The sequence below is a fragment of the Colwellia sp. MEBiC06753 genome, from assembly GCF_053470325.1.
In genome coordinates this window covers 59,317-71,001 of sequence record NZ_JBQMTM010000023.1, presented here as the reverse complement: position 1 = coordinate 71,001, position 11,685 = coordinate 59,317, and the positions used below count along the sequence as shown (strand labels likewise).

10 protein-coding genes are annotated in these 11,685 nt (G+C 40.2%); 7 read left to right on the top strand and 3 right to left on the bottom strand.

All coding sequences use genetic code 11. The features are described 5' to 3' along the window. Positions 1-166: 166 nt before the first annotated feature. A complete protein-coding gene (locus tag ACOB82_RS15875; protein WP_448213967.1) occupies positions 167-820 on the bottom strand; it encodes a PEP-CTERM sorting domain-containing protein in 654 nt (217 codons plus the stop codon). A 570-nt stretch (positions 821-1,390) separates the two neighbouring features. Here ACOB82_RS15875 and ACOB82_RS15870 point away from each other — a divergent pair. The 4 genes from ACOB82_RS15870 (at position 1,391) to ACOB82_RS15855 (ending at position 4,663) form a co-directional block, all read left to right on the top strand. Continuing rightward, positions 1,391-2,821, top strand: coding sequence for a COG3014 family protein (locus tag ACOB82_RS15870; protein WP_448213966.1), 1,431 nt, complete (start codon positions 1,391-1,393; stop codon positions 2,819-2,821). A 74-nt stretch (positions 2,822-2,895) separates the two neighbouring features. After that, on the top strand, positions 2,896-3,396 hold the full coding sequence (locus ACOB82_RS15865; protein ID WP_448213965.1) for a YcfL family protein: 501 nt from the start codon (positions 2,896-2,898) through the stop codon (positions 3,394-3,396). A gap of 102 nt (positions 3,397-3,498) precedes the next feature. Further along, on the top strand, positions 3,499-4,098 hold the full coding sequence (gene lpoB / locus ACOB82_RS15860; protein WP_448213964.1) for a penicillin-binding protein activator LpoB: 600 nt from the start codon (positions 3,499-3,501) through the stop codon (positions 4,096-4,098). Positions 4,099-4,216: 118 nt separating this feature from the next. After that, the gene (locus ACOB82_RS15855; protein WP_448213968.1) at positions 4,217-4,663 is read left to right on the top strand and encodes a glycine zipper 2TM domain-containing protein; all 447 of its coding nucleotides are present in this window, start codon (positions 4,217-4,219) and stop codon (positions 4,661-4,663) included. Between the two features lie 156 nt (positions 4,664-4,819). On the opposite strand, the gene ACOB82_RS15850 is transcribed toward ACOB82_RS15855, so the two are convergent. Next, on the bottom strand, positions 4,820-7,792 hold the full coding sequence (locus ACOB82_RS15850) for a TonB-dependent receptor domain-containing protein (RefSeq protein WP_448213963.1): 2,973 nt from the start codon (positions 7,790-7,792) through the stop codon (positions 4,820-4,822). Between the two features lie 366 nt (positions 7,793-8,158). Between ACOB82_RS15850 and ACOB82_RS15845 the strand changes: the two genes are divergently transcribed. Further along, positions 8,159-9,256: a sensor histidine kinase gene (locus ACOB82_RS15845; protein ID WP_448213962.1), complete on the top strand. Its 1,098-nt coding sequence runs from the start codon at positions 8,159-8,161 to the stop codon at positions 9,254-9,256. Beyond that, the gene (locus tag ACOB82_RS15840) at positions 9,249-10,010 is read left to right on the top strand and encodes a LytR/AlgR family response regulator transcription factor (protein WP_448213961.1); all 762 of its coding nucleotides are present in this window, start codon (positions 9,249-9,251) and stop codon (positions 10,008-10,010) included. Before ACOB82_RS15845 ends, ACOB82_RS15840 begins: the two co-directional genes overlap by 8 nt. A 349-nt stretch (positions 10,011-10,359) precedes the next feature. Here the strand turns inward: ACOB82_RS15840 and ACOB82_RS15835 are convergent, their stop codons facing one another. Then, on the bottom strand, positions 10,360-10,821 hold the full coding sequence (locus ACOB82_RS15835; protein WP_448213960.1) for a methylglyoxal synthase: 462 nt from the start codon (positions 10,819-10,821) through the stop codon (positions 10,360-10,362). Between the two features lie 144 nt (positions 10,822-10,965). On the opposite strand from ACOB82_RS15835, the gene ACOB82_RS15830 reads away from it, so the two are divergent. Next, the gene (locus ACOB82_RS15830) at positions 10,966-11,613 is read left to right on the top strand and encodes a glutathione S-transferase family protein (protein ID WP_448213959.1); all 648 of its coding nucleotides are present in this window, start codon (positions 10,966-10,968) and stop codon (positions 11,611-11,613) included. Positions 11,614-11,685 lie beyond the last annotated feature (72 nt).

The following is an 11,685-nucleotide window of genomic DNA, read 5'->3' as shown; positions in this document are numbered from 1 at the left end:
ACGGTATGGCTGAAAGCCTTATCTTAGAGCCCCGGCGGCAAAGAATATTTCCTCGATGTGTGAAGAAACGACCCGCTCGGTACCCTATAAAAAGAAATGCCGCTCACCTTAAGTGAACGGCATTAGGTCATTGACCGGCTTTTTTTATACATATTTTATTTGCGCTTTAGTTTGAGCATTTGATTTTGCGCGCAGCAAAACCAAGTAAACCTAATCCTAATAAAGCAATTGATGCTGGCTCAGGTACTTCAGTAATCGTTAAATTTCTAAAGCGGGTATTTGCACTGTCACAACCTGATGCATTATCACAGTCATTGATGAAGGTAATGTATGAGACATTTGCGTTGATAAACTCATCTAAATTAATTTCAAAGTTCTGCCATCCACCAATACGGGTGTATTGAAAGTCATCAAAGCCCCAGTCTTGACTGCCAAATAAATTAAAGGCGCCAGTTTCCCATTCTTTTTTTGAATTTGAAAATTGGATGCCGGCAATTTCTGGTGTGCCAGAGGCGCGAAAATCAAATGATAAAATGAAATTTGTACTTGGATCGGCAAGGTTTAAACTAGATTCACCAATAAGATCGAAAACACTAATGTAAAACCATGCATCTTCTTCTAATGATAATACGCCATAATCGCTACAACATTCCCACGTGCTCATGCCTGCGTGATTTTGACCGGTAGCACCTTTAAACAGGTTTGCTTCATCGGCGGTGGTAAAATCTGCATCCCATTGATTGAGTAATCCAGCGTTGGCTGAAGAGGCAACTAGTAACGCTGATACTACTAACCCTTTAATTAAACTTAAAAATTTCATACTACTTCCTAATGATTTCGAAACTCGAGTTTATTACCTGGCGACTTAAAATGCATATTATGGGCAATAAGTCCAAATAAACTGTCAATTTACTTAGCATGTGTTATGCCAACAATTTAACTCATTGTTTTTAATGGTAATATATTGATGGTGTTTATATTAATTCCCAAAACTGTAAAAAATAATAACGCAGGTTAACCAGTAATAAATTTGTTAATAAGATGTTGTTTTAAAAGCTGCTTTGATTAAAATTTACTAAAAAGTGCCGATAATATATAAAAGGTCAAGTATTGAGAAATGTTGCCTTAATCTCACTTTCAAGTTTAGTCCGCTTAATTGAACTGTTTTAACAGTTTTGTATCTTATAAAGCCATAGCGACATTAAGCTATGTTTAACTTAGCCCATAACCAAGCAAATGAAGCAAATGACGTTTTGTTACAAGTGACTTATTAGTGTTTATCGTTAATTACGCTATGCTGTGCAAGCTAATTTACTACGTTCATATATTATTCATTTTTTATTAGTTAGGATTAGTTTTTACTTTGTCAATCAAGGATTTTTCAGCGTCGATGAAAAGAATCGTTGCTAGATTGTTTGTGTTTTCGCTGTCGGTATTATTATCGGGCTGCGCCAGTATGCAGCTTAATAATTTATTTGCTGATTATGCTACAACGCTTATGCCAGTGCGAAACGCCATTAGCACTGGCAATATCCAACATGCCGAGCAGTTGTTAACTAACCCGGATGTAGGTAATACAAATTATCAACTGTCGCTGGTAGAACAGGGGCGTTTAGCTTTTTTAAATCAAGATTATCAGCAAAGTATTTTTTGGTTTGATAAAAGTTACCAAGCGTTAGAAAAAGAACGCGCTAAAGCAAAGTTAAAGGTAAGCAGCGGTTTAGAAAAAGTGAATGCCTTGGTTACGAATGACAGCGCCATTGGCTACCAACTACCGCCTTATGAACAAAGTATGATGCACGGCTATCAAGCGCTTAATTATGCGTTTATGCAAAATTTGGAAGCAGCTTTGGTTGAAGTTCGTCGGGCTAACTTAGTACAAGAAGCTGCATTAGCTAGCTATGAAAGTGAGCTGCTAGCAGCAAAAAATAATCTTGAGTATGTTGACTGGCAACAAATTGATAAAGCCATATCACCACTAAATAGCCGAATAGGTGACGTTAAAAACGGCTTTCAAAATGCCTACACCTTTTATTTATCTGGCATTTTATATGAAGCCTCAGGTCAGGCAAACGATGCTTATATTGACTATAAAAAGGCCTTAGAAATTTTCCCCAATAACCAGTACTTACAGCGAGATGTATTAAGGTTAGGTTCAGCTTTAGGTATGGATACTGACTTGGCAATTTTTAAACAACGCTTTGATCATGACAATGTTTCAATAAAGCCAAATGAAGGCCAAGTTGTAGTGATTTATGAGCAAGGGTTAATTGATGCCAAGCGATCTCATCCGGTTAATATTCCACTGTGGACTAGCCATAACGATATGCGCTTTTTTAATTTTGCTTTGCCAACGTATAACCAAGCTTTATTGACTAAGTTGCCGTTGTCAGTGAACTTTGTAAGTCATGATGGTCAAACCAAGCAGCAGTTTCAATCGCAAGAAATTGTTAGGTTACAAGCATTAGTAGCTAAACAATTAAAAGATGAGATGCCAACTATAATTGCAAGACAAGCGTTGCGAGTTATCGCTAAAGAGCAATTGCGGCAGAAAATGAGTCGAGAAGCGGGTGATGTAGGTAATATTTTAGCTGGTCTTTATGGGTTAGCGTCAGAGCATGCGGATACGCGAAGCTGGTTAACGTTACCGGCAAATGTGCAAATGATCCGAACAATATTGCCTGCGGGTGAACACACGCTTGAATTTGGCCAAACTAGCAATATTGGCAGTGCTGAGATCAAGGTTACTGCCGGTAAAATTACCTTAGTGATGGTCAGTGATATTGGTCAACTGCAGCAATATCAAGTGGTACAACTTTAGCTAAAGATAGAAAAGATAGAAACGATAGAAACGATAGAAACGATAGAAACGATAGGTAGAGTAGGAGAACTAATGTGAACGGTAATTATCTGGATAGTACTAATCAGAACAGTAATAACTCGAACCGTATTCGTACAATGAGATATTTTTTCTTCGCAGTGGCATGCATTTTGGTCGCTGGCTGCGCGTCAAAAGGTCCTGTGACTACTGGCATTGGTTTAGATGCTAAATATGAATTTGGCCAGCTAACGACGAGTCAACAAGTGGATAATCCGCAGTTAAATGAGCGATTAACCATTAATTCGGCTAAATCAAAAATAACCAATGACTTGCTGGTAAGTAATGTCGTGTTAACTAGTCAGTATCAGTACAGTCAAAATTTACAATATCAATTTACATGGTTTGATGGCGATGGCTTTGTGATAGAGCCTAATCAGCAAGCGTGGAAAGCTCTGCAATTGCATGGTGGTCAGCAAATTAATTTAGCGGGCATTGCCCCTAACGCCTCGGCTCGGGCATTTAAGTTTTACGTACGTTATGCCAATGAACAGGCGTATAAGTTTGATCAAGATTAGCGTGTGTTGCTTTCTGTTGTATGACTTTACAACAGTCAACCCTGTTTATCAGTAACTGGTTTATCAATAACTTGTTTATCAGTAATTTGTATAGGAAAGAGAATGAAAAAGACATTATTTATCGCATCGGCTATTTCAGTGGCATTACTGGCCGGCTGTTCTAGCAAACAAGTAGTGAGCTATGGTGATGCAACAGCCGTAGAAACTACAGATATTAATTTTGGCTCTACAGATTTACAAAAAGTGGCGAACGAAATGACCGACTCATTAATTGCATCGCCTATGGTTAACGCCATGACGATGACTGAGCGACCGGTGGTTTTTGTTGAGCGAATTAAAAATAAAACCAGTGAACATATCGATACTGAGTCAATTACAGACTCTATTTCAACGAAGTTATTACGCTCAGGTAAGTTCCGATTTGTGGATATGACTCGCGTTGACGCGGTGCGTGAACAACTGGAATTCCAACAAGAAGGCGGCATGGTTGATAAAACTAAGGCCGTTGCTTTAGGTAAGCAAATTGGCGCTAAATACATGCTTTACGGCAACTTATCGAGCATTGTTAAAGCAAATCAAGATAAAAAAGATGTTTATTATAAATTTACCATGCGCTTAATGGATTTAGAGCTAGGTACGCTAGAGTGGGCAGATGAAACTGAAATTCGTAAAACCCGCGAAAAAGCCAGTGTTGGTTGGTAATAAAGCTCGATCGGCTTATGTTCGAAAAATACTGGTGAAAATTGGCAATGCTGGAGATTTATTTATGCTAACGATTAATGCTATTTCTCGAAAATCAGCAGCTTGTTTATGGTTAATCATGATGTTGCTCGTGCTGCCCTTTACTGCATCAGTGAGCGAATATCAACGCAATAAAGCCGTGCCTGTCGAAAAGGTTTTATTTGGTCAGGTACTATCGGTACGCAATATTAGCGAGCAAGAGTTAATTCAAGATCAAGCAAATGGTTGGCAAGTCTTTGGTGGCGCTTTAATTGGCGGTGCAATTGGTAATCAGTTTGGTGGTGGCTCAGGAAAAGTCGCTGCAACCATATTAGGCGCATTGCTTGGGGCAAATATTTCTGAACAGCGTCATAGTCAACAAAAAGTGCGAGTGCATCAGTTAGTTGAGTTAATGATAAAAATCGACAATGGTGACGAATATATGGTGATCCAAGATTATGATCCTAAAATGCTATTTCAGCCGCAAGATAAAGTCAGAATGATTTATCTGGCCAATGATACGGTTCGCATCGACTTACAGCAGTAATATAAATTTGAAATTCTAATTCTAATAAATGAATTAATTAAAGAAAAAGCGAAGCACCTTAATGCTTCGCTTTTTAGTTATTTGTGAACAAGTACCAGTGACAAGCTTTAGCAAACAGGCTCCTTGTTCGTTCCTTGTTCAAGGTAAAACATTAGCTTAGAACGTAAACTTGATCCCCGCTTTAAAAATACGACCCAATGGGCTGTATGAACTAGGGAAAGTATTACCTGAGTTAAATGATGTAGAGCCTGCTTCACCGCCAACAACAGGCGCGTCTTCATCCGTTACATTATCAATACCAAAGGTAAATTTAGTATGCTCACCTAAGTTGTAGCTGGCAAACAAGTCAAAGTAATCGTAGGCATCAATTGAGCGGAATGCTTCAAAAGAGCCGTCTGCTTGCACATCTTCCATATCAACCGAGCTGCTATGACGCCACAATAATGACATAGTGAAATCATTAAGATTCCATGTAACGCGTTGATTCCAAGTGGTTTCTGGCGTTGGCGAACAGTTATTACCATACATGCCTAAACAATCGATAACCGGCAACACTGATGATGATTGGCGCTCATTGGTTAAGTAATGGTTAAGGTTTGTGGCAAATGCTAATTCACCCCAATCATTTAAACCAACATCAAAGTGTAAACCAACTTCAATACCTTCGGCTTGGCGGTAGCTTAAGTTGGTGGTGTAGGTTTCAATACCAGAACCCGCTATTGTTAAGTCGCCACCAATGCGTTTGATTTTTGCACACTCACTGGTAATGCCAAATGAGTAACACGCATCTAATGTTTGTTGAGCGGTAAAGTTACCTATGGTGTTGTCGACTTTAATGTCGTAATAATCAACCGTTAACTCTAAATTAAGTAACTCATCATTGGTATAAACAAAACCTGCGGTAAAGGTATCCGCTTCTTCAGCATCCGGTAGCTGATCAGGGTTTGTCCCTTGAAATGCGTTTACTTGACCAGAGATAACATCTTGTACTTTACCTACTTGCGCATCTGTCATGCCGGTAGAAATACACAGTTGGCGTAACGTTGCATCTATATTATCAGCATTGGCGACAGAGCAAGGATCAATGAGCGCGTTACTTAAGCCAGTAACTGCTGGTGAAGCGATTTCACCTACGTTAGGTGCTCGCGTAGCCTGTTGCTGCATAACTCGAACAAGTAACGAATCAACTGGGCGCCAGCTAAAACCTAGTTTCCAAGTGTTATTGCTGCCAACAGAGTCATAATCGGCACTACGATACGCAAACTCGACATCTAAAGACTCAGCCATAAATTGACCGTCAAATACCGGTAACACACCTTCAACAAAGAATTCCGATACTTTAAAGCCACCTTTAATTGGCAGGGTATTACCACCAGCGCCACCTAAACAACTAGTCGGCGCTTCCTTCAAACATTCATCGGGAATGGTTTCACCGATCTCAGTACGATGTTCATAACCTAAGCTTAACGACATAGGTACACCAGCCCATGGAATTTCGATAAATTCAACAGGCCCGTTAACACTGGCAGTTAATACTTCTTGAGAGTATTCCTGCTTGATTAACGCGGTTGCTGATGAGAATGCTGCCATTTCTGGCGTAATAGTGCCAAAGCCGCCAAATAAGTCGATAGGTACACAACTGCCACCACTTTTACAGTTAACGCCATCGGTTGTATCTAAGGCTTTTTGGATATTTTTAACATTAGTGTAGCCGGCTGAAATATTGGTACGATTTGACTCACCGTATTGGTAGGAAATATCGTATTCCCAATCTTCATAGAGTACACCTTCAATACCCGCAACTAACTGGAACAATGCCGTTTCATAATTAGTTGAACGAGGACCTAATTCCAATGTGCGACGACGTAATTGTACTTGCAGATAATCTTCGGTATCGACAATGCCGTTGCCGTTAATATCTTGCCAGTTTTCTAACCCTTCACCATTAAGTAAGCCGTCTTCACGCGCTTGGTTAGCGCGGGTTAAAATCCAGTCTAACGCCTGAACGCTAATAAACGGGTTGGCTAATGGCAGCATAAAGGGTTCGCCAAAGGTGCCTGATGGCGCAATTTGTTGTTTAACCTGGGTATTATTAAATTGGGCTGTGGTATAAACCGTATGCTCATCATTAATATCATAACGGGCAATTGCTGTTGCACCATAGCGCTCTTGTGGGGTTTGATAGAAGTTATATGGGTTAAAGTTAAAGCGGCTACAATCTGCACCTAAAGTGCGATCTTCGCGAAACTGTCCACTAACACCGGCACCAACAATGGCAAAACGGGTTGGTATAGACGTTGTTGAACCACCGCCACTTTCAAAGGTGGTGACATCTGGGCCGCCACAATTATCATGGGGAGGAACTGGACCTTGGCCATTTAAGTATTCTTCATAACCACCACCTGAGGCGGTGGCAATACCTAATACCCCAAGCGGACGATCGCCTAGCATGACAGGTTTACGATTAGTCCAGTTCATGGCAAGGGCTACGTTACCTCTACCTTCATCAAGACTAGAGCCTAAAGTCAATGCGATGTTGTCGGTTTCGCCATCGCTTTCTTCCGTTTCTGAATGGTTAACACTTAGTTCAACACCTTCAAAGTCATTTTTTAATACAAAGTTCACGGCACCAGCGATAGCATCAGAGCCATAAACTGCTGAAGCGCCACCAGTGACGACATCAACACTGTCGATTAGTGAGACTGGTACTGATGCTGTATCGACAATACCGTTAAAGTTAAATGGGATCATACGTCGGCCATTCATCAATACTAAGGTACGCTGCGTGCCGAGTGCACGTAAGTTAACAGTAGCAGCACCAGCTGTACCGTTATTAACACTGGCACCGTCACCCGGAATAGTGGCAGGTAAATTACGTAATACTTCTTCAATTTGTGGCGTTTGGATCATTTCAATTTCTTGGGCGCCCATTGACATAATAGGGCTAGCCGATACCGCACCCGGTCGTCTAATGCGACTACCTGTTACGGAAATGCGTTCGATATCTGCTTCTGCTTGTTGTTCGGCTTCTTGGGCTAATACCATTTGAGGGCTTATTGCAGCTGCAGAGGTTGCGCCAAACAGCAACGCCAGACGTACTGACTTGGTTAATTTAGAGTTGTGAAACATGAGTTTCTCCCTGTGTATTTATAATCGTGTAATGTGATTCCATGCCTGTCACGACTGCTTTCTGCGAAGCGGCAAATAGTGTGAATCAAGCTCAAATTACGCCGCTGTTTTAGTAACTACATTAGTCAATACACCAACGGCGAGAACCGTGGGATAGTCGGTCTTTAATTGGCGATAAGTGGGAAGGAACTGCCAAATTTAACGGTTTGAGTGTTAAAAGGGCTATTTTAAGATCACTTTAAGATAATGATTTTAATATGCTTTTAGTTATTGATTAATCGTAATAAAACTGGGCATTATAGCGATAGTTGCAATTAACCATAAGCTGCCTTAATAATGCACCCAACATAAAGGGTCGTATTTGTTATGTTTAAAACCTTCATTGATAATTTACCATCGCGATATTTTTGGCTAGGCAATGTCATTTTTTGGCTGTTGCTAAATTCTATGGCTGCAACTAATAGCTATCGTATGGCGTTGCATTTTAATCGTCCTGAGCCATGGCTAGATATTTGGTTGGAGTATTTACCGTGGTGGGGCAACTGGGCGTTAATTGCTCCGCTAATTATTGCCAGTACTCAAATTATTGCCTTTGATGCCAACAAACTAACCTCGTTTATTATTAAAACCTTTGGTGTGATGTTAGTGTTTTTTAGTGGCTACTGGGGACTGACCATTGTCGAAGTGGCATTACTCAATAAAGGTTATATTAATCTGCAGGTCATTAAAGAGTCAGTTGCACAACTGTTGCTTAGCCCTTTGCATATGGACTTTCTGGTGTACTTGGCCGTGTTGTGTTCCGGTTATTCCTATACCTACTACAAACGTTCGCGCCAACAATCTAAACGTAATCAAGAATTGAGTGAACAGCTTTTGCAAATTGAATTGCAGTCGCTTAAGTCGCAACTTAACCCCCATTTTTTATTTAACACGTTAAATACTATTGCCAGTTTAATTCGCTTAGATAATAAGTCGCACGCCATTAAAGCATTGAGTGAACTCAGCTCTATGCTTCGAAAAGTGTTGGAAAATCAGCGTCACCAGTTAATTTCGCTAGGGCAAGAAGTGGAGTTTATTGAAAGCTATTTAACCATTCAGAAAATGCGCTTCAGTCATAAATTAACCACGTCACTAGAGGTTGATACAGAATGTTTAGATATTGAAGTGCCGTTTATGTTACTGCAGCCGTTGGTTGAAAATGCTGTGCAACATGGCTCGCAATTAGAGTCTGATCAAAATGAGCTTAAATTAAGCATTTATTGTGGTCAGGGTTATTTGCACGTTAAATTAATCAATAAAATCCCTGAAAAAGATGAACATCAGGGCTTTGGTATAGGCCTAAGTAATTGTAGGAAACGTTTAGAAAAGCTATACGATTTAGATTTTCAATTAACCTTAACCCCTAAACAAGACGGTTATTTTGAAACTTATCTCTGTATGCCGATTGGAGTATTGGATGCTTAAAGTGTTAGTAGCTGACGACGAGCCGTTAGCGCGAGAAACCATAAAATTATTGTTAAAAAACCAGCCCGATATTGGTGAAGTGCTGGAAGCACAAGATGGCAATCTGGTGCTGGAAGTGTTTAGTCAAACCAAGCCAGATATTGTTTTTCTGGATATTCAAATGCCCGGAAAAACCGGTATTGAATTAGCCGAGCATTTACCAGACGATTGCGTGATTATATTCGCCACCGCTTATGATCAATATGCCATAACTGCGTTTGAACTTAATGCGATTGGCTATTTATTAAAACCATTTGACGATGACAAGTTTTACGCAACACTTAATCGAGCAAGACAGCAGTTGGCTGCCAAGGCGTCTACTGATTATAAGAAAGTAGGGCAGCTGATTCAGCATATGGTTGATGAGCAGGATAGGACGTTTAAAAGTCGCTTAGTGGTGAAAGATCCTGGTCGAATTCGCTTGGTTGATGTTGAGCAAATCAATTATATTGCTGGTGCTGGTAACTATGCTGAAGTTCACTTGTTTGACGCGAACCCTGTGCTTCACCGCGAAACCTTAACCAGCTTAGAAAACCAGCTGGATCCAAAAGAATTTGTTCGTATTCACCGCTCAACCATAGTTAGACGTAGCAGCGTGAGTGAATTAAGACCGAATGAAAATGGTGACTATACTGTGGTGCTAAAATCTGGCGAAGAGTTAACCTTGTCACGTCGTAATAAATCTAAGTTAGATGAACTACTTAGTGATATTTAATTGTTCTAAGTAACCTAAGGTCAAGTAAAAAAGCTGCAAAAAAGTAGGGGGCAAACTGCGCCCCCTGTAAAGTCATCGTTGTGTTTCAATTGGACAGATCAAAAACACAATACTACATGCCTCATTGTCATTGAAAATATTGCTCCAGAGAGTAGTTGAATGTCATATTGTTCAAAGACAAATTCAGTATGGTCAGCATTTAATCAAACCAATAGCCGTTTGGGATAAACTGAGGCAATGAGGGGATAAATGGCCTAAACGGTAGGAGCAGCCGTTTTATTGACTGCTATTGCTGCATTAATTACAGCAATGTTAAGCAATACTGTTAATCAAGACCTAGCCTAATCGTTTAGTTTGAAGCGCGGCTGGCAATGTAATTATCATAATCGGGTACTGTACGTTCAAACGGCCGATCGAATAAGCTTGAAGTGATCAATAAATCAGCGCTGGCGTTATTACAGGCCACCGGAATATTCCACACGGCAGCAAGGCGCAATAGCGCTTTCACATCAGGATCGTGTGGCTGGGCTTCCAGTGGATCCCAAAAGAAAATTAACACATCAATTTTTTGCTCGGTAATTAATGCACCTATTTGCTGATCGCCGCCAAGTGGGCCGCTAATTAAGGTGTTTATCTCAAGACCCGTTTGTTTTCTAATTAACTGACCTGTAGTACCTGTTGCATATAACGTGTGTTGGCATAACTTATCACGATATAGCTGACACCATTTGATCAGACTTGCTTTCATATTGTCGTGGGCAACTAACGCTATCGACTTAGTTTTATTTGATTGAATGGTTTTAAATTGCATAAGTTAAGCTCCTAATTTATCAAATAAATATACGCTTTATTTGTCCCATTTGCTTGTGAAATTGAGATTGAAATATAACGGGTTTACTTTTAAATACGGTTAGTTAAGATAACTTCAATTTAAGTTGTTTATCTTACGGTTGATATGTCGCTTATTCTCCATCACTGTCACGAATCACGCTCAATGCGCTCACTTTGGCTTATTCACGAACTTGGCTTACCTGTTCAAGTTGAAGTGCATTCATTTGGGCCAGCACTTAGAGATCCAAATTATTTGGAAAACAGTCCACTTGGCCGTGTGCCATGTCTGATTGATGGTGAGCTTACCTTATTTGAAAGTGGTGCTATCGCCGAATATTTATGTGAACGTTATGATAATGCTAGCCTTTGGCGAGGGCTTGAACATAGCGAACGCCCGCAATGGCTTCAATGGCTGCATTATGCCGAAACCATCACCGTACATTGCGCTTCATTAACCCAACAGGCAATTGTGATTAATGATGAAAGCTTACGTTCGCCAACGGTCTGGAAACTTGAATCGCGCCGCTTAGAAAAAGCTATTGAAGTGATTGAAAACCATCTAGCGGATCAGCCTTATTTATTAACCAGCGGCTTTAGCGCAGTGGATATTGGCGTTGGCTATCCGATACATGTTGCCCAATACTTTGTTGATATGAAACAGTTTCCAAATGTTCAGGCTTATTATCAACGTTTAAGTGAGCGCCCTGCATTTCAAAAGTCGCTGCCAGCGGATGATGATCCATTAAAAATATATCGTCAGCGATTTTACTAGCGATCATTTAACAAAAACATTTAACAAACAATGGCTTTGTCACTATCTAAATTGTTAGATGACTTTTAAATC